This window comes from Streptomyces violaceoruber (genome assembly GCF_033406955.1).
Classification (GTDB): Bacteria; Actinomycetota; Actinomycetes; order Streptomycetales; family Streptomycetaceae; genus Streptomyces; species Streptomyces violaceoruber.
The window spans coordinates 2261064-2278453 of sequence record NZ_CP137734.1 but is presented as its reverse complement, the minus strand read 5'-3'; the positions used below and the strand labels follow the sequence as shown (position 1 = coordinate 2278453).

The following is a 17390-nucleotide window of genomic DNA, read 5'->3' as shown; positions in this document are numbered from 1 at the left end:
AGGGTCACGCCCTGATGCGCAGACCGCGCGGGGTGGCGATGAACCCCGCCCCCTCCAGGAGGGGGCCGAACGGGGACGTCAGGGCCGCCGTGCCGTTGACCCGCTCCACCGTGACCGTGCCGAGGGAACCGGCGCGGGCGGCCTCCGCGAGCGCTTCGGCGGCGGCTCGCAGCCGTGGGTCCTCGGTGGGCAGCCGGTCCGGGTCAGAGGGCCACAGCAGCAGGGTCTTGCCGCCGCGCTCCATGTAGAGCGCCGGTTCGCCCTCGACGAGCACCACCAGGGAGCCCGCCTTGCGACCGGGCTTGTGCGTGGCACCGGCCGGCGGTTCGGGCCAGCCGAGGGCCGCACCGTAAGCGTTCGCCGGGTCGGCGGCGGCCAGTACGACGGCCCGCGGACCGACGGAGGCGCGGTCGCGACGGCCGGGGAAACCGGTGTCGTACCCGCCGCGCGGGCCCTCGGAGCGGCCGTGCGCGCCGCCCCCGCGCGGACCGCCGCCCCCGCGCGGGCCGCCGGCGCCCGGCTCGGCGTAGTCGCGAGGTGAGATGTAGTCGCCCCGGGAGGGTGAACGCCCCAGACCGTCGGGGTCGGCGAAGACATCGTCGGAGGGGCGGCCGGCGCCGATGTCGCCGAAGGGGTCCTGGGGGTCGAAGGGGGCGAGGGGGTCGAGGGAGGAGTCGTCGGCGGGGCCGGGGGAGTCGTGAGGTCCGGCGGGGCCGCCGGTCCCGGGCCGGGGCGCGGAACCCTCGGGCCCCGATCCGTTCGCGGAGCCAACGGTCCCGCGGCGGTTCGCGGAGCCGTCGCGCGGGAAGTCCTCCGGCCCGGCCGGGCCATCACCGCGCTCGCGTGCGTTGGCCACCGCGCGCAACCGGTCCACGGCGCCCTCCATGGCGAACTGTGCCGCGCCGAGCCCCTCCACCACGTAACCGCGGCGGGCCTGGCCGCTCTCCTCGAACGCGGCCAGGATCCGGTACACCGCCGAGAAGCCGCCCTCGACGCCCTCCGCGGCGACGGCGCCGCGGGTCACCACGCCGTGCCGGTCGAGCAGCGTGCGGGCCAGGGCATGGGCCCGCACGGTGCCGTCGGCCTCGCGGTCGGGCAGCAGCGACCAGCGGCCCGCGACCGTCGGCGGGCCGGTGCGGGACGCCGGGCGGGCGGCGGCCGTCAACGAGCCGTACCGGCCGCGCGGCACCGCGCGCTTGGCACGGTGGGCCGTGGAACCCGCGGTGCGGCCGGAGCCCAGCACGGAGCGCAGGGGTGCCAGTGTGTCGTTGGTCAGCCGCCCGGACCAGGCCAGGTCCCACAGGGCGTCGGCCAGCTGCGGATCGGTGGCCTCCGGGTGGGTAGTGGCGCGGACCTGGTCGGCGATCTGGCGGAAGAACAAGCCGTATCCGCCCGAGAGCGTGCTCAGGACGGACTCGTGCAGGGCGGTCGTCTCCAGGGGGTGTGGGGGCGGCAGGAGCAGCGGGGCCGCGTCCGCGAGGTAGAGGGAGACCCAGCCGTCCTTGCCGGGCAGTGACCCCGCCCCGGCCCACACCACCTCACCGGCGGCCGTCAGCTCGTCCAGCATCGCGGGGTTGTAGTGCGCCACGCGGGAGGGCAGCACCAGCTTCTCCAGGGCGGAGGCGGGCACGGAGGCGCCCTGCAACTGCTCGACGGCGCGGACCAGCCCGTCGATGCCGCGCAGCGTGTGCCCCTTGCCGATGTGCTGCCACTGGGGGAGGAACTGGCCGAGCGCGGCCGGTGCCACCGGCTCCAGCTCGTGCCGGAGCGCGGCCAGGGAACGGCGGCGCAGCCTGCGCAGGACGGTCGCGTCGCACCACTCCTGGCCGATGCCGGCCGGATGGAACTCGCCCTGCACGACCCGCCCCGACCCCGCGAGCCGCTGGAGGGCCCCCTCGGTGACCGCGACGCCCAGACCGAAGCGGGCCGCCGCGGTGACCGACGTGAAGGGGCCGTGGGTGCGGGCATGGCGGGCGAGGAGGTCACCGAGCGGGTCCTTGACCGGCTCGGTGAAGGCCTCCGGCACACCGACGGGCAGCGCCGTGCCCAGCGCGTCGCGCAGACGGCCCGCGTCCTCGATCGCCGCCCAGTGGTCGGCGCCGGCGATCCGCACCCTGATCGCGCGGCGGGCCGCGGCCAGCTCGGGCGCCCACTGCGGTTCGGCGCCGCGCTCGGCCAGCTCCGCGTCCGTCAACGGGCCGAGCATCCGCAGCAGGTCGGCGACGCCCTCGGGATCCTTGATGCGGCGGTCCTCGGTGAGCCATTGCAGCTCGCGCTCCAGCTCGGTGAGCACCTCCGCGTCGAGCAGCTCGCGCAGCTCCGCCTGGCCGAGCAGCTCGGCCAGCAGCCGCGAGTCCAGGGACAGGGCGGCGGCCCGGCGCTCGGCGAGCGGCGAGTCGCCCTCGTACAGGAACTGGGCCACGTAGCCGAAGAGCAGGGAGCGGGCGAACGGCGACGGTTCCGGGGTGGTGACCTCGACCAGGCGGACCTTGCGAGTCTCCACGTCGCCCATCAGCTCGACCAGGCCGGGGACGTCGAAGACGTCCTGGAGGCACTCGCGGACCGCCTCCAGGACGATCGGGAACGAGCCGTACTCGCTCGCCACCTCCAGCAGCTGCGCGGCGCGCTGGCGCTGCTGCCACAGCGGGGTGCGCTTGCCGGGGCTGCGGCGCGGCAGCAGCAGCGCACGGGCCGCGCACTCGCGGAAGCGGGACGCGAACAGGGCCGAGCCACCCACCTGGTCGGTGACGACCCGGTCGACCTCGCCCTTGTCGAAGACGACGTCGGCCGCGCCGACCGGCGCCTTCTCCGCGTCGTACTCGAGGCCCGGCTTCGCAGGGTCCTGGTCGAGGAAGTCAAGGCCCATCAGGTCGGCGTCCGGCAGGCGCAGCACGATGCCGTCGTCGGCGTGCATGACCTGGGCGTCCATGCCGTAGCGCTCGGACAGGCGGGCGCCCAGGGCGAGGGCCCAGGGGGCGTGGACCTGGGCGCCGAAGGGGGAGTGGACCACGACCCGCCAGTCGCCCAGCTCGTCCCGGAAGCGCTCGACGACGATGGTGCGGTCGTCGGGGACGTGGCCGCAGGCCTCGCGCTGTTCGTCGAGGTACGACAGCACGTTGTCCGCGGCCCAGGCGTCCAGACCCGCGGTGACCAGGCGCAGCCGGGCGTCCTCCTTGGACAGGGAGCCGACCTCGCGCAGGAACGCGCCCAGCGCGCGGCCCAGCTCCAGGGGGCGGCCCAGTTGGTCGCCCTTCCAGAAGGGCAGCCTGCCCGGCACGCCCGGCGCCGGGGAGACCAGGACCCGGTCGCGGGTGATGTCCTCGATCCGCCAGGAACTGGTGCCGAGCGTGAAGACGTCGCCCACGCGGGACTCGTACACCATCTCCTCGTCCAGCTCGCCGACCCGGCCGCCGCCCTTCTTCGGGTCGGCCCCGGCGAGGAACACCCCGAAGAGCCCGCGGTCGGGAATCGTCCCCCCGGACGTCACGGCGAGCCGCTGCGCCCCCGGGCGGCCGGTGACCGTGCCGGCGACCCGGTCCCACACCACGCGCGGGCGCAGCTCGGCGAAGGCGTCGGACGGGTAGCGGCCCGCGAGCATGTCCAGGACGGCGGTGAAGGCCGACTCCGGCAGCGAGGCGAAGGGTGCGGCGCGGCGGACGGTGGTGAGGAGGTCGTCGACCTGCCAGGTGTCCAGCGCGGTCATCGCCACCAGCTGCTGGGCCAGCACGTCCAGCGGGTTGGCGGGGATCCGCAGGGCCTCGATGGCGCCGCTGCGCATCCGCTCGGTGACCACGGCGGACTGCACCAGGTCGCCGCGGTACTTGGGGAAGACCACACCCGTGGAGACCGCGCCGACCTGGTGGCCCGCGCGCCCCACGCGCTGCAGGCCGGAGGCGACGGAGGGCGGCGACTCGACCTGGACCACCAGGTCGACGGCGCCCATGTCGATGCCCAGCTCCAGGCTGGAGGTCGCGACGACGGCGGGCAGCCGCCCCGCCTTGAGGTCCTCCTCGACCAGGGCGCGCTGCTCCTTGGAGACCGAGCCGTGGTGGGCGCGGGCGATCACGGGCGGGGCGCCCTGGGCGGCGCCCGAGCCGCCCATCAGCTCGGCGGGGGAGTGGTGCTCGTCCAGGGGCTCGCCGGTGGCCCGCTCGTACGCGATCTCGTTGAGCCGGTTGCACAGACGCTCGGCAAGCCGTCGGGAGTTGGCGAAGACGATCGTGGAGCGGTGCGACTGGACCAGGTCGGTGATCCGCTCCTCGACGTGCGGCCAGATCGACGGGCGCTCCGCCCCCTCGTTGCCTTCCGCGACCGGGGAGCCGCCCAGCTCGCCGAGGTCCTCTACGGGGACGACGACGGACAGGTCGAACTCCTTGCCCGACTCCGGCTGGACGATCTCGACCCGGCCGCGCGGGGCGAGGAACCGGGCGACCTCGTCCACCGGGCGGACCGTCGCCGACAGCCCGATGCGGCGGGCCGGCTTCGGCAGCAGCTCGTCCAGCCGCTCCAGGGTGAGCGCGAGATGGGCGCCGCGCTTGGTGCCCGCGACCGCGTGCACCTCGTCCAGGATCACCGTCTCGATGCCGGTCAGCGCGTCGCGCGTGGCCGACGTCAGCATCAGGAAGAGGGACTCCGGGGTGGTGATCAGGATGTCCGGCGGCCGGGTGGACAGGGCACGGCGCTCGGCGGCCGGGGTGTCGCCGGAGCGGATGCCGACCTTGACCTCGGGCTCGGGCAGGCCGAGGCGCACGGACTCCTGGCGGATGCCGGTCAGCGGACTGCGGAGATTGCGCTCGACGTCGACGGCCAGGGCCTTCAGCGGGGAGACGTACAGGACGCGGCAGCGCTTCTTGGGGTCGGCGGGCGGGGGAGTCGAGGTCAGCTGGTCCAGCGCGGCGAGGAAGGCGGCCAGCGTCTTGCCGGAGCCGGTGGGGGCGACCACCAGGACGTCCGAGCCCTGCGAGATGGCCTGCCACGCGCCCGCCTGCGCGGAGGTGGGTGCGGAGAAGGCCCCCGTGAACCAGCCGCGGGTCGCGGGTGAGAAGCCGTCCAGGGCTCGGTGTGCGGAGCTGACCATGGCTCCATCGTGCACCCGGCCACTGACAATCGGCCTGGGCCGGGCCCGGAGCCGGGAGCGGCGGGTGCCGGAGCCCGGCGGTGTCCCGGGCTGAGTGCAGGTGCAGGTGCAGGTCGGGGCGCGAGGACCAGGGCCGGGCGTCCGGGTGTGTCTCCGGGGCCCGCCGCGGGTGACGGAGAATGGGGGCATGGCGGGATCGGGCGAGCGCGCACGGCACTGGCGTTACGCGGAGCTGCCCGACGTCGACCTGCTCCGCGCCCAGTACATACGCAAGACCTTCGTGCGCCACACGCACGAGCACTTCGTCATCGCCGCCATCGCCGACGGTGTGGAGGTCTTCCACCACGGCGGGAGCGACCAGTACGCCGGGGCCGGCTCCCTCGCCCTGGTCAACCCGGACACCCCGCACACGGGGCGGGCCGGGGTGCCGGAGGGGTGGCGGTACGGGGCCGTCTACCCGGCGCCCGGGCTGGTGGCCGAAATCGCGGCGGAGACGACGACGCTGCGCGGGACGCCGGGGTTCGTCCGGCCGGTGCTCGACGACCCGTACGCCGTCGAGCTGGTGCACCGCGTGCTGCGGGCCGCCGACGACGGGAACGCGCTCGCCGCCGACACCCTGCTGCGGGTGGCCGTGACCCGGCTGCTGCGGCTGAACGGCGGTCCGCTGCCCCGGCGGCGGGTGCGTACCGCCGGGGCCGGGACGGCGGCACGCGCGCGTGCCGTGCTGGAGGAGCGGATGGCCGACCCGCCGAGCCTGGAGCGGCTCGCCGGGGAACTCGGAAGCAGCCCGTTCGCGTTGCTGCGGGCCTTCCGGGACGCCTACGGAATGCCGCCCCACACCTGGCTGACGGACGCCCGGGTGCGTCGGGCGCGGCGGCTGCTGGACGCCGGGACCTCCCCGGCCGAGGCCGCCGTCGCCGTGGGGTTCACCGACCAGCCGCACCTGAACCGGCACTTCGCGCGGATCGTCGGTGTGCCGCCCGGTTCCTACCAGCGCGAGCGCAAGAACGTACAAGACGCGCCGCGGGAGCCGCTCCTACCGTTCGAGGCGTGACAGAACAGACCGCCCTCCCCGACGCTCCCGACACGGGAGGCGCCGGTGCCAAGCCGGACGCCGCCGTCGTACGGGACGCCCTCGGGGTCGGAGTCGCCGTCGGACTGTCGGGGTTCGCCTTCGGGGTGACCTCGGCCGGCAGCGGACTCACCCTGGCCCAGACCTGCGCCCTCAGCCTCCTGGTGTTCACCGGGGCGTCCCAGTTCGCGCTCGTCGGCGCGCTCGCAGCAGGCGGAAACCCGCTCACCGCGGCCGCGGGGGCCTTCTTCCTGGGCGTCCGCAACGCCTTCTACGGGCTGCGCCTGTCGCAGTTGCTGGCCCTCCCGCGCGCGGTGCGGCCGTTCGCCGCGCAGTGGGTCATCGACGAGACGACGGCCGTGGCGCTCGCACAGCCCACCCGGCGCGGCGTCCGGATCGGCTTCACCGTCACCGGACTCACGCTGTACGTCCTGTGGAACCTCACCACCCTGCTCGGCGCGCTGGGCGCCGAGGCCATCGGGGACACCGACGCCTGGGGCCTCGACGCGGCCGGGCCGGCGGTCTTCCTCGCGCTGCTCGCGCCGATGCTGAAGAACACCACGGAGCGCGCGGTCGCCGCCCTGGCCGTCCTCCTGGGGCTCGGTCTGCTGCCCGTGCTGCCCGCCGGCGTGCCCGTCCTGGTGGCCGCGCTCGCGGCGCCGCTCGTCCTGTGGGCGCGCGGACGCCGCGCGGGTGACACCGAGGACGGTGCGGCCCGCGGGACCGCCGAGGGGGAGGGCGAGCGATGAGCGTGTGGATCGCGATCGGCGTGACCGCCGTGGGCTGCTACGCGGTCAAGCTCCTCGGGCTGCTGGTGCCCGCGGGCGCCCTGGAACGGCCCCTGGTCCGGCGGCTCGCCGCGCTGCTGCCCGTCGCCCTGCTCGCGGCGCTCACCGCCCAGCAGACCTTCGCCGACGGGCAGCGGCTCGTGCTGGACGCGCGGGCCGCCGGAGTCGCCGCGGCCGCCGTCGCGCTGCTGCTGCGCGCGCCGTTCCTGCTCGTCGTCGCGGCGGCCGTGGTGGTCACCGCGGGCGTACGGGCCATGGGCGGCTGAGCCGGCGGGTCAGCCCAGGGGACGGCCGTACGCCCGGAGGGTGCGCAGGGCCTCGAGCGTCATCCGGCCGCGGGCCTCCAGCGCCGGGACGGGCGCCCAACGCCGTCGCCGCACGGGCCAGCCGCCGTCGTCCTCCTGCCCGGCCGCGAGGAAGTCGAGGGAACGGGCCATCTCGTCGTCCGTGAACCACGCGCGCGCGAGCGAACGCGGATCCCTCGCGTAGTCGTGCGGGAAGAGGTGCTCGCCGGGAGTGTGGCCGGCCGGGACCGGACAGGCGTCGAGATCGTCCGGGTCCAGCACGGCGAGCCGCTGCTCGCGCACCAGGCGGCCCAGCCGGTCGGCCGCGGCTCGCGCGCGCGGACGGTCCGGAGCGGTGTCCAGGAAGGCCACGGCCGCCCGGGCCTCGCACGGGTGCGGCGACCCCAGCGACTCGGCCGCCTGCCAGCAGAAGTCCGTGGCCCGGAACAGCCACGCGTGCCAGACCTCGTTGCGGTGCAGCAGGCCGACCACCGGTCCGGTGACGAGCAGCTCGCCGGGAGGGTCGGCCACGACCGGCAGGAAGGGCGCGGCCGGTGCCCCGTCCCGGTCCGCACGGGTCACCGGCAGGGCACCGTCCGGGGTGGACACGGCGGTCAGATAGCGGCAGACCCGTTCGGCCCGCTGTCCGCCGCAGCGGCCGACGGCGTCCAGGACGCGCAGCGCGTGCGCGGTGTGCAGCGGCTGACTGGCCGGGCCGCGCAGATCGGGCTCCAGGGCGTGGCCGTACCCGCCGTCGTCGTTGCGGTAGGCCTCCAGCGCGGTCTCCACCGGGCCGGGGTCCCCGCCGCGGAAGTCGTGCGCGAACAGCCGCTGCTCCAGTACGCGCGCGGTGAGCCAGACGAAGTGCTCCGCGCGCGCGAGCGGTGAGCGCGGGCCCTGGGCGCGGGGGGACGCGGGCGGCGGGATCGCGGGGAGTGGGGACGCTCCGGTTTCGGCCATGGGACAGACCGTAGGCCGAAAGGCGGTTCCGGCAGGTGGTCCCGGCTCGGGGGCCACTCTCAGGGGCGGGATACTGGGGGCATGCGGTTGACGGTCTTCTGGGAGCGGATGACGGATCACTTCGGTCCGGGGTACGCCGACACCTTCGCGCGGGATCACGTGATGACGGAGCTGGGCGGGCGTACGGTGCACGAGGCGCTGGACGCCGGCTGGGACGCGAAGGACGTGTGGCGCGTGGTGTGCACCGTCATGAACGTGCCGCGGGAACAGCGGTGACGGTTCACGAAGATCGCCGTACCGGGCTCTCATGCCGGTGGCGTGGGCGAGACTTGCTCCGTGGCATCCACTGACGAGACCGGGCAGGCCGCCCGGCACGCACCCCCGGCGGGCACCGCGCCGCCCGCCGGCCCCCCGGCCCACGGTTCCGCGGCGGGGCCGGGCGCCCGCATGCCGCGCTGGCTGCCGCGCGCCATGGTGCTGGCCCTCGCGCTCATCGCCGCCTTCCAGCTGGGCAGCTGGGCCTTCCACCAGCTCACCGGGCTGCTCATCAACGTCCTCATCGCGTTCTTCCTGGCCCTGGCCATCGAGCCCGCGGTGAGCTGGATGGCCGGGCGCGGCATGCGCCGGGGGTTCGCCACCTTCCTCGTCTTCCTCGCCGTGCTGATCGCCGCCGCGGGATTCGTCACCCTGCTCGGCTCCATGCTCGCGGGCCAGATCGTCAAGATGGTCGAGGAGTTCCCGGACTACCTCGACTCCGTCATCAACTGGGTCAACGGCCACTTCCACACCGAGCTGAGACGGGTCGACATCCAGGAGGGACTGCTCCGCTCCGACTGGCTGCGCAACTACGTGCAGAACAGCGCGACGGGCGTCCTGGACGTGTCGGCGCAGGTCCTCGGCGGCCTCTTCCAGCTGCTGACGGTGCTGCTGTTCTCGTTCTACTTCGCCGCCGACGGCCCCCGGCTGCGGCGCGGGCTCTGCTCCGTCCTGCCGCCCGCCCGCCAGGCGGAGGTCCTGCGCGCGTGGGAGATCGCCGTGGACAAGACCGGCGGCTACCTGTACTCACGCGGGTTGATGGCGCTGGTCTCCGGCGTCGCGCACTACATCCTCCTGGAGATCCTCGAGGTGCCCTACGCGCCCGCGCTCGCCGTGTGGGTGGGTCTGGTGTCGCAGTTCATCCCGACCATCGGCACCTATCTCGCGGGCGCCCTGCCCATGCTGATCGCGTTCACGGTCAATCCCTGGTACGCGCTGTGGGTGCTGGTCTTCGTGGTGATCTACCAGCAGTTCGAGAACTACGTACTGCAGCCCAAGCTGACGTCGAAGACCGTGGACATCCACCCCGCGGTCGCCTTCGGCTCCGTCATCGCGGGCACCGCCCTCCTCGGCGCCGTCGGCGCGCTGATCGCCATCCCGGCGGTCGCCACACTGCAGGCGTTCCTCGGCGCGTACGTCAAGCGCTACGACGTCACGGACGACCCCCGCGTCCACGGGCGCAGGGGCCGCCGGTCGGTGTCCGGGACGTCCACGCGTCTGCGCAAACTGTGGACCCGGCGCCCGGAGCCGGGGCTGGAGGGACCGGAGCGCACGGAGGGACCGGAGCGCACGGAGGGCGGGGAGGGCACGGACGGCACCAGGGACGGTGGCTCCTCCTGAGGTGCGGCGCACCCGCCTGAGGGACGCCGCCCCGCGGCCTCAGTAGGTGAGACCGGCCCACACACCGGCGCCGGCGGCCGCGCAGCAGCATCCCTGCCCCGGCCACCATCCGCCCCGTACGCCTGCGGGAGCAGGGTCAGCCCTGCGGTTCCTGCGGCTTGGCGTCGATCTCCCGCAGGTTGCGGTCCTTGAACTCGGTGCGGGTCTCGGTGCGGTGACCGCGGGCGATGTAGTCCCGCACCACCGCCTCGACGGCGTCCTGGGGTGAGCCGATACCGGCCAGGACCATCACCTCCACCACGAGTTCGGCGTCGAGATCGATGGTGATCCTGGCCATGTGCGTCCCCTCTCCGACCTCTCCCGGTGTCGCATCCGCATCCAACCACCTGGCTCGCCGCCCGGGGGACGTACGCTCGGAAGTGCCGCGTGGTGCGCTTGACACGAAAATCGAACATCCATTCTTATGGAAGCTCCGGCGGGGCTCGTGACGGGTGATTCGAGTGGGTTCGGGGTGAGATGCACCCGAGTTATCCACAGGCCGGACCCGCATCGGGGCCCATTGTCAGTGGCAGGCATTAGCGTCTTTGACGTGAAGCGATCGAATCAAGCAAACCGGGTGGAACCCATGGCAGGAACCGACCGCGAGAAGGCCCTGGACGCCGCGCTCGCACAGATTGAACGGCAATTCGGCAAGGGCGCGGTCATGCGCATGGGTGACCGGACCAACGAGCCCATCGAGGTCATCCCGACCGGGTCTACCGCGCTCGACGTGGCCCTCGGCGTCGGAGGCATCCCGCGTGGCCGTGTCGTGGAGGTCTACGGCCCCGAGTCCTCGGGCAAGACGACCCTGACCCTGCACGCGGTGGCGAACGCGCAGAAGGCCGGCGGCCAGGTCGCGTTCGTGGACGCCGAGCACGCCCTCGACCCCGAGTACGCGAAGAAGCTCGGTGTCGACATCGACAACCTGATCCTGTCCCAGCCGGACAACGGTGAGCAGGCCCTGGAGATCGTGGACATGCTGGTCCGCTCCGGCGCCCTCGACCTCATCGTCATCGACTCCGTCGCCGCGCTCGTCCCGCGCGCGGAGATCGAGGGCGAGATGGGCGACAGCCACGTCGGTCTGCAGGCCCGGCTGATGAGCCAGGCCCTGCGGAAGATCACCAGCGCGCTCAACCAGTCCAAGACCACCGCGATCTTCATCAACCAGCTCCGCGAGAAGATCGGCGTGATGTTCGGCTCCCCGGAGACCACGACCGGTGGCCGGGCACTGAAGTTCTACGCCTCGGTGCGACTCGACATCCGGCGGATCGAGACGCTGAAGGACGGCACCGACGCGGTCGGCAACCGCACCCGCGTCAAGGTGGTCAAGAACAAGGTCGCGCCGCCCTTCAAGCAGGCCGAGTTCGACATCCTCTACGGCCAGGGCATCAGCCGCGAGGGCGGTCTGATCGACATGGGCGTGGAGAACGGCTTCGTCCGCAAGGCCGGCGCCTGGTACACGTACGAGGGCGACCAGCTCGGTCAGGGCAAGGAGAACGCGCGCAACTTCCTGAAGGACAACCCCGACCTGGCCAACGAGATCGAGAAGAAGATCAAGCAGAAGCTGGGCGTCGGCGTGCACCCCGAGGAGTCGGCCACCGAGCCCGGCGCGGACGCCGCCTCCGCCGCCCCGGCCGACGCCGCACCGGCGGTGCCCGCACCCACGACCGCCAAGGCCACCAAGTCCAAGGCCACGGCAGCCAAGAGCTGACCCGTGACCCGACGAACCGACTGGGCCGAGTACGCGAGCGGCTCCGCCGGGGCGGGCGACGACGCGTACGGGGCGGCTGCGGCCCCGTACGAGACGGATCCTTCCGCCGTCGCTCCCCGCGAGGACGGCGCGGCACGCCTCGGTGACGGCGAGGTGCGCCGCGAAGGCGGGCGGGGCCGTGGAGCGGGCGGCACGCGCGGGCGCCGAAGGCGCGAGCGTGTGGAGCCGTCCGCCGAGGACGGAGGTGCCACTTCCTCGTCGAGGGCCGAGAAGGGGGAGCCTCCGCGGGACCCGGTGGAGCAGGCACGGGCGATCTGCCTGCGCCTGCTCACCGGGACCCCGCGCACCCGCAGACAACTGGCCGACGCCCTGCGCAAGCGGGAGATCCCCGAGGAGGCCGCGGAGGAGGTGCTGTCCAGGTTCGAGGAGGTCGGCCTGATCAACGACGGCGCCTTCGCCCAGGCCTGGGTGGAGTCCCGGCACCACGGCCGCGGGCTGGCCAGGCGCGCCCTCGCCAGGGAACTGCGCACCAAGGGCGTCGAGGCGACGCTCATCGACGTGGCGGTGTCCCAACTGGACACCGAGCAGGAGGAGGAGACCGCGCGCGACCTGGTCGCCCGCAAGCTGCGCGCCACCCGGGGCCTCGACCGCGACAAGAGACTGCGCCGCCTCGCCGGCATGCTGGCCCGCAAGGGCTACTCCGAGGGCATGGCCCTGCGGGTGGTCCGCCAGGCGCTGGAGGAAGAGGGCGAGGACACGGAACACCTCGGCGACGAGGGGTTCTGAGCAGGCGTCCGGCCCGAGGGCACGGCCGAGGAGCGGACACCCCCGTCTTTCCGACCTCCATGGGCACCGAACCGGACACCATCCTGGGGGCGGTGGTGGTCGACCCGGAGGCCGTCGGACGGGTCGACGCGTGTTCGACGCCGGTTGGGCCGGAGAGACCGCCGCCACCACGGCGCGGGCCCACCCCGGCGTGGACTACGCCTTCGTCGCCGACGAGCAGACGAGACCGGTGAACTGGCCGTCCGCAACACCATCGCGCTGCTGCGCGGCAGGAAGACGCAGAAGGTCGGCAGCACCTCGATCCGTCCGGTCACGAAGGGCAACGCGGACACGGCACTCCTGCACTGCCCCGCCGACTACTGATCCCGTGCCGCCACCGGGAGGCCCGCCGTCCGCCAGGCCTGGAAGCCGCCGATCAGGTCGGTGGCCCGGTGCAGTCCCAGACGGTGCAGTGACTCCGCCGCCAGGCTGGAGGCGTAACCCTCGTCGCACACCACGACCACCCGCACGTCGTGATCCGTCGCCTCGGGGACGCGGTGGCTGCCCAGCGGGTCCAGCCGCCATTCCAGTTCGTTGCGCTCGATCACCAGCGCGCCGGGAATCACACCGTCCCGCTCGCGCAGGGCGGCGTACCGGATGTCGACCAGCAGCGCCGTGCCCGCCTCGGCGGCGTCGTACGCCTCTTCCGGCGCGATCCGCCGATACCCGGCGCGTACCCGTTCCAGCAGGGCGTCGATTCCGGTGGGCCCGCTCACTGCCAGTCCTGCGGGCGCTCGACCTGCTCCAGGCGCAGGGTCTGTCCGCTGCGGCTGTAGCGGCGGATCTGCGGCAGGGGCGGGTAGTAGGCGTGCACGGACACCGCGTGGCGGTCGGAGGACTCGTTGAGGACCTCGTGCACGTGGTGCCGGCCGAAGGCGCGCCCCGTGCCGACGGACAGCCGACGCTCCCGGTCCACACCGTCGCTGAGTTCGAGGGTCTTCCAGCCGTCGGTGGGCAGGCGGGCGGCGAGCGCGTTCTCCTTGAGCTCGCCCGCGGCCGTGACGAAGGCACCCACGGAGTCGGCGTGATCGTGCCAGCCGGTGCCGGTGCCGGGCGGCCATCCGATCAGCCAGGCCTCGCTGCCACCCGGCCCGGCCAGCCGCATCCAGGTACGGCCCTCGGGGTCGAGCGGCAGGGAGGCGACCAGTTGGGCGTCGGCCGCCGCCCGCCGTACGAAGTCGAGGAGCTGGGCCTGCGTCGGGGCGGGCGTGGACGCGGACGCGGATACGGGAGAAGCGGGAGAAACGGAGGGGAGGGACACGGGTACCGTCCTGGGAGTTCGCAAGGGAGCGCGCGGCGGCATGTCGACGGGCGGGGCGCGCGAAGGAAAGGGGAGGCGAATTCAGCAGGACGGACGACACACGCAGCCCGCATAGCGGACGAGGTCCATATGGACCCTCCGCCACAGGCACACACAGGTGTCGGTCACGATCCGGAGTAGACCATGACGGTGCGGGCCGGTCAACTCAGCGTCACCATGCGGACAGCGACCGCGCCCCCGGGCGTCCGGACGGGCGGCGGGACCGGCACCCGGCCGACGCGACCGCTGGACGCGACCGCTGGTCGTGACCGCTCAGCGTGAACCCGCCGCGGCCCCCGCCCCCTCCGCGGCCTCGGTCGCCGCCCTGGCCGCCGCCCCGCCCAACGCGCTCTCGGCAGCCGCGTAGAGGTCGGCCGGGCGCACCCCGTTCAGTGCCGTGACCAGGTGGCCGTCGGGCCGCACGAGCAGCACCGTGTGGGCCGCGGCACCCGGGTAGCTCTCGGCGACCAGCAGCTCGGCGTGGTGGGGCAGCGCGGTCACCGCGGCCGCCAGCCGGGGCATGATCCCGGCCGTCACCCAGTGCTTGCGGTCCCACACCCCGGTGCCCGGCGCGATCAGTACCACCAGCAGCGCCCCGCGCCCCAGCCGGTCGCGCAGCCGTACGAAGGTGCCGTCCTCCGCTGTGACGCGCACATCGGTGACGGGTGTCCCCGGCGGTGTACCCACGGACACCTCCCCGCCGAGGGCCTCGGGCGCGAGCGGCGAGTCGGCGTACGTTCCCTGCGCGCCCAGCGTGCCGCGGCCGAGGTGACCGTCCGTCAGCAGTGCGTCGTTGCCGCGGGCGGAGCCGGGCACGTAGGCGCGCAGTCCGCCGCCGCCGCGCACCAGCGGGAGCAACTGGTCGGCGGCGCGCAGCCGCGCGGAGATCGCCGCCCGACGTTCCTGCTGGTAGCTGTCGAGCAGCGCCTCACGTGGCCCGTGGTGCCAGGCCAGGGCCAGTTTCCAGGCGAGGTTGTCCGCGTCCAGGAGCCCCTCCTCCAGGCCCTGCGTGCCCAGCGCGCCCAGCAGATGCGCCGCATCCCCGGCCAGCAGCACCCGGCCCACCCGCCAGCGGCGGGCGAGGCGGTGGTGGACCGTGTGGACGCCGGTGTCGAGGAGCTCGTATGACGGGGTCGAACCGTCGGCCGCCCATCCGGCGAGGGTCTCGCGGATCCGGTTCACCAGCAGTTCGGGCGTGACCAGGTCCTTGCCGGGCGGCAGCAGCCAGTCCAGGCGCCACACGCCGTCCGGCAGCGGGCGGCCGACCACCTCGCCGGTCGAGGGCCCGGCCGTCCGCCACGGCGGCATGCGGTGGAGCAACGCCTCGTCGGGCCACGGGAGTTCGGTCCGCAGTGCGGCGACGGCGTATCGTTCCACCGCCGTACGGCCGGGGAAGCGGATGTCCTGGAGCTTGCGGACGGTGGAGCGCGGGCCGTCGCAGCCGACCAGGTAACTGCCGCGCCACCACGTGCCGGCGGGGCCGCGGGTGTGGGCCGTGACGCCGGACTTCTCCTGCTCGATGCCGTCCAGTCGGCTGTCCACGGCGATCCTGACCAGCCGCTCGCGGGCGAGCGCCGTGCGCAGGACCCCGGCCAGCTCGTGCTGGGCGATGTGCAGGGGGGCCCGGTCGGCGTCGCCGAACACGACCCCGCGCGTCACCTGCTTGCGCCGCATCGACCGCCATCCGGCCCAACGCGAACCCAGCCCCGTCAGCGGTGCGCCGGTCAGCCGCTCGACGAGCGCGACGGCCTCCTCGCGCAGGACGACGGTGCGCGCGGGGCGCGGTTCGTCCTTGCCGGGTCCCTCGTCGAGGACGACGCAGGGCACCTCCTGCCGCGCCAGCGCCAGGGCGAGCGTGAGCCCGACGGGCCCCGCTCCGGTGATGATCACCGGGTCCACGGTGCGGCGCCCCCTGCCCGTGGCGGTGTCCCGGGGGACGTGGGTGAACAGGACATTTGAGCAGGGTGCACGGTCACAGAACGTATGCAACCTATTGCCGCTGCTTGCGTCAAGCGACGGAGGCCGTGGCGATCATGCCACGGCCTCCGCCTATGGTCATACGAGATGACCGAGTGTCAGGTGTGCTAGACCTTGCCGACCGTTCCGGCATCGGCGGTCTCCACGTCGTCCGCGCTGAGCACCGCACCGGTCGACTTCTTCGCCCGCCGCAGCCGGCGCTCCAGCCAGCTCGCGAAGGTGGTGAGGGAGAAGTTGAGCGCGATGTAGATCACCGCGACCACGGTGAAGCTGGCGATCACGTTGGCGCCGTAGTAGCCGCTCATCGTGTTGGCCGAGGCGAGCAGCTCGGGGAAGGTGAGGACCGCACCACCGAGCGCGGTGTCCTTGAGGATCACGACGAGCTGGCTGACGATGGCCGGGAGCATCGTGGTGACCGCCTGCGGCAGCAGGATCAGCCGCATCGACTGCCCCTTGCGCAACCCGATCGCCATCGCTCCCTCGGCCTGCCCCTTGGGCAGCGCGAGGATGCCTGCCCGGACGATCTCCGCGAGGACGGAGGCGTTGTACAGCACCAGGCCCGTGACGACCGCGTACAGCGGACGGTCGTCCGAACTGACGTCGGTGTACTCGGCGAACAGGGCCAGACCGAAGATCATCAGGACCAGCACGGGGATCGAGCGGAAGAACTCCACCACGATCGCGACCGGAATCCGTACCCACGCGTGGTCCGACAGCCGGGCGATGCCGAGCACGGCACCGAGCGGCAGCGCGATGACCATGGAGAGAGCCGCGGCCTTGAGGGTGTTCTGCAGGCCGGGCCAGATGTACGTCGACCAGGGCTCGTCGCTGGTGAAGAACATCTGCCACTTCGCCCAGTCGAGCTGGCCCTTCTCGTCGAGGGTCGTGTAGACCCACCACAGCAGGGCCAGGACGACCACCACGAAGACGGCCGTGAACACGACGTTGCGTCGCTTGGCGCGCGGCCCCTGCGCGTCGTAGAGAACGGAACTCATCGCTTCACCGCCACCTTCTTGCCCACCCAGCCGAGAATCAGACCGGTCGGCAGCGTCAGGATCACGAAGCCGACGGCGATGATCGCGGAGATCAGCAGCAGCTGCGCCTCGTTCTCGATCATGTCCTTCATCAGCGCGGCGGCTTCGGCAACGCCGATGGCCGCGGCGACCGTGGTGTTCTTGATGAGTGCGATCAGTACGTTCGCCAGCGGGCCGACCGTGGAGCGGAACGCCTGCGGCAGCACCACCAGGCGCAGCACCTGACCGAAGCTCAGCCCGATCGCCCGGGCCGCCTCCGCCTGACCGACGGGCACGGTGTTGATGCCGGAACGCAGGGCTTCACACACGAAGGCCGAGGTGTAGAGGACCAGACCCAGGACGGCGAGCCGGAAGTTGATCGTCTCGAAGCTGTCGCCGCCGCCGAGTGTGACGCCGAGGGTCTGGTTGAGACCGAGGGACGCGAACAAGATGATGACGGTGAGCGGGATGTTCCGCACGGTGTTCACGTACGCGGCGCCGAGGCCGCGCATCAACGGCACCGGGCCGACGCGCATGGCGGCCAGTATGGTGCCCCAGATCAGGGAGCCGACGGCTGACAGTGCAGCGAGCTGCACTGTCGTCCAGAAGGCTCCCAACAGGTCGTAATCCTGAAGAAAGTCGAACACGATCTCCCGCGCTTCCGCGTGTAGGGATGCCCGCCCCGGCG

At 73.3% G+C, this 17390-nt stretch carries 17 protein-coding genes; 8 read left to right on the top strand and 9 right to left on the bottom strand.

The window, feature by feature from the left end:
• Positions 1–4: 4 nt before the first annotated feature.
• Positions 5–5077, bottom strand: coding sequence for an ATP-dependent helicase (locus R2E43_RS09830; protein WP_011030438.1), 5073 nt, complete (start codon positions 5075–5077; stop codon positions 5–7).
• Positions 5078–5264: 187 nt separating this feature from the next.
• Between R2E43_RS09830 and R2E43_RS09825 the strand changes: the two genes are divergently transcribed.
• Genes R2E43_RS09825 through R2E43_RS09815 form a run of 3 tightly spaced genes read left to right on the top strand, consistent with a single transcriptional unit; the run spans position 5265 to position 7203 of the window.
• Positions 5265–6131 (top strand): AraC family transcriptional regulator, encoded by an 867-nt coding sequence (locus R2E43_RS09825; RefSeq protein WP_003973262.1) that lies wholly within the window; start codon positions 5265–5267, stop codon positions 6129–6131.
• Positions 6128–6898 carry an AzlC family ABC transporter permease gene (locus tag R2E43_RS09820; protein WP_003973261.1) on the top strand — a complete coding sequence of 257 codons (771 nt, stop codon included), beginning with the start codon at positions 6128–6130 and terminating at the stop codon, positions 6896–6898. Before R2E43_RS09825 ends, R2E43_RS09820 begins: the two co-directional genes overlap by 4 nt.
• The gene (locus tag R2E43_RS09815; protein WP_003973260.1) at positions 6895–7203 is read left to right on the top strand and encodes an AzlD domain-containing protein; all 309 of its coding nucleotides are present in this window, start codon (positions 6895–6897) and stop codon (positions 7201–7203) included. The genes R2E43_RS09820 and R2E43_RS09815 overlap by 4 nt, the downstream gene beginning before the upstream one ends.
• 9 nt (positions 7204–7212) lie before the next feature.
• Here R2E43_RS09815 and R2E43_RS09810 read toward each other — a convergent pair whose 3' ends face one another.
• Complete coding sequence (locus tag R2E43_RS09810; RefSeq protein ID WP_003973259.1) at positions 7213–8181, bottom strand: hypothetical protein; 969 nt, start codon at positions 8179–8181, stop codon at positions 7213–7215.
• A gap of 81 nt (positions 8182–8262) precedes the next feature.
• On the opposite strand from R2E43_RS09810, the gene R2E43_RS09805 reads away from it, so the two are divergent.
• Positions 8263–8457, top strand: coding sequence for a DUF3046 domain-containing protein (locus tag R2E43_RS09805; protein ID WP_003973258.1), 195 nt, complete (start codon positions 8263–8265; stop codon positions 8455–8457).
• A gap of 60 nt (positions 8458–8517) precedes the next feature.
• Entirely contained in the window at positions 8518–9837 is a 1320-nt protein-coding gene (locus R2E43_RS09800) for an AI-2E family transporter (RefSeq protein ID WP_173943960.1), read from the top strand.
• A gap of 136 nt (positions 9838–9973) precedes the next feature.
• Here R2E43_RS09800 and R2E43_RS09795 read toward each other — a convergent pair whose 3' ends face one another.
• Positions 9974–10174 carry a type II toxin-antitoxin system VapB family antitoxin gene (locus tag R2E43_RS09795; RefSeq protein ID WP_003973256.1) on the bottom strand — a complete coding sequence of 67 codons (201 nt, stop codon included), beginning with the start codon at positions 10172–10174 and terminating at the stop codon, positions 9974–9976.
• Positions 10175–10462: 288 nt separating this feature from the next.
• Here R2E43_RS09795 and recA point away from each other — a divergent pair, with 288 nt between their 5' ends.
• The 3 genes from recA to R2E43_RS09780 all read left to right on the top strand — a co-directional run bounded on the left by recA (position 10463) and on the right by R2E43_RS09780 (position 12736).
• On the top strand, positions 10463–11587 hold the full coding sequence (gene recA / locus R2E43_RS09790) for a recombinase RecA (RefSeq protein ID WP_011030442.1): 1125 nt from the start codon (positions 10463–10465) through the stop codon (positions 11585–11587).
• 3 nt (positions 11588–11590) lie between these two features.
• Positions 11591–12373, top strand: coding sequence for a recombination regulator RecX (recX, locus tag R2E43_RS09785; RefSeq protein ID WP_136207318.1), 783 nt, complete (start codon positions 11591–11593; stop codon positions 12371–12373).
• 144 nt (positions 12374–12517) lie between these two features.
• Entirely contained in the window at positions 12518–12736 is a 219-nt protein-coding gene (locus tag R2E43_RS09780) for a hypothetical protein (RefSeq protein ID WP_134111879.1), read from the top strand.
• Here the strand turns inward: R2E43_RS09780 and R2E43_RS09775 are convergent.
• The 6 genes from R2E43_RS09775 to R2E43_RS09750 all read right to left on the bottom strand — a co-directional run bounded on the left by R2E43_RS09775 (position 12730) and on the right by R2E43_RS09750 (position 17349).
• A complete protein-coding gene (locus R2E43_RS09775) occupies positions 12730–13128 on the bottom strand; it encodes a rhodanese-like domain-containing protein (protein ID WP_136207317.1) in 399 nt (132 codons plus the stop codon). The two genes, R2E43_RS09780 and R2E43_RS09775, sit on opposite strands and share 7 nt — an antisense overlap.
• Positions 13125–13673: a cupin domain-containing protein gene (locus R2E43_RS09770; RefSeq protein WP_011030444.1), complete on the bottom strand. Its 549-nt coding sequence runs from the start codon at positions 13671–13673 to the stop codon at positions 13125–13127. Before R2E43_RS09770 ends, R2E43_RS09775 begins: the two co-directional genes overlap by 4 nt.
• A gap of 81 nt (positions 13674–13754) precedes the next feature.
• Entirely contained in the window at positions 13755–13826 is a 72-nt protein-coding gene (locus R2E43_RS09765; RefSeq protein WP_316247164.1) for a putative leader peptide, read from the bottom strand.
• 159 nt (positions 13827–13985) lie between these two features.
• Positions 13986–15611 (bottom strand): FAD-dependent monooxygenase, encoded by a 1626-nt coding sequence (locus R2E43_RS09760; RefSeq protein WP_329430697.1) that lies wholly within the window; start codon positions 15609–15611, stop codon positions 13986–13988.
• Between the two features lie 185 nt (positions 15612–15796).
• Entirely contained in the window at positions 15797–16684 is an 888-nt protein-coding gene (locus R2E43_RS09755) for an amino acid ABC transporter permease (RefSeq protein ID WP_016327419.1), read from the bottom strand.
• Positions 16681–17349: an amino acid ABC transporter permease gene (locus R2E43_RS09750; protein WP_003973248.1), complete on the bottom strand. Its 669-nt coding sequence runs from the start codon at positions 17347–17349 to the stop codon at positions 16681–16683. The genes R2E43_RS09755 and R2E43_RS09750 overlap by 4 nt, the downstream gene beginning before the upstream one ends.
• Positions 17350–17390 lie beyond the last annotated feature (41 nt).

What these genes read in the sequence shown, in the direction of transcription:
- R2E43_RS09830 (WP_011030438.1), bottom strand. Translation starts at nt 5,077, where the DNA reads ATGGTCAGCTCCGCACACCGAGCCCTGGACGGCTTCTCACCCGCGACC.
- R2E43_RS09825 (WP_003973262.1), top strand. Translation starts at nt 5,265, where the DNA reads ATGGCGGGATCGGGCGAGCGCGCACGGCACTGGCGTTACGCGGAGCTG.
- R2E43_RS09815 (WP_003973260.1), top strand. Translation starts at nt 6,895, where the DNA reads ATGAGCGTGTGGATCGCGATCGGCGTGACCGCCGTGGGCTGCTACGCG.
- R2E43_RS09810 (WP_003973259.1), bottom strand. Translation starts at nt 8,181, where the DNA reads ATGGCCGAAACCGGAGCGTCCCCACTCCCCGCGATCCCGCCGCCCGCG.
- R2E43_RS09805 (WP_003973258.1), top strand. Translation starts at nt 8,263, where the DNA reads ATGCGGTTGACGGTCTTCTGGGAGCGGATGACGGATCACTTCGGTCCG.
- R2E43_RS09795 (WP_003973256.1), bottom strand. Translation starts at nt 10,174, where the DNA reads ATGGCCAGGATCACCATCGATCTCGACGCCGAACTCGTGGTGGAGGTG.
- recA (WP_011030442.1), top strand. Translation starts at nt 10,463, where the DNA reads ATGGCAGGAACCGACCGCGAGAAGGCCCTGGACGCCGCGCTCGCACAG.
- R2E43_RS09755 (WP_016327419.1), bottom strand. Translation starts at nt 16,684, where the DNA reads ATGAGTTCCGTTCTCTACGACGCGCAGGGGCCGCGCGCCAAGCGACGC.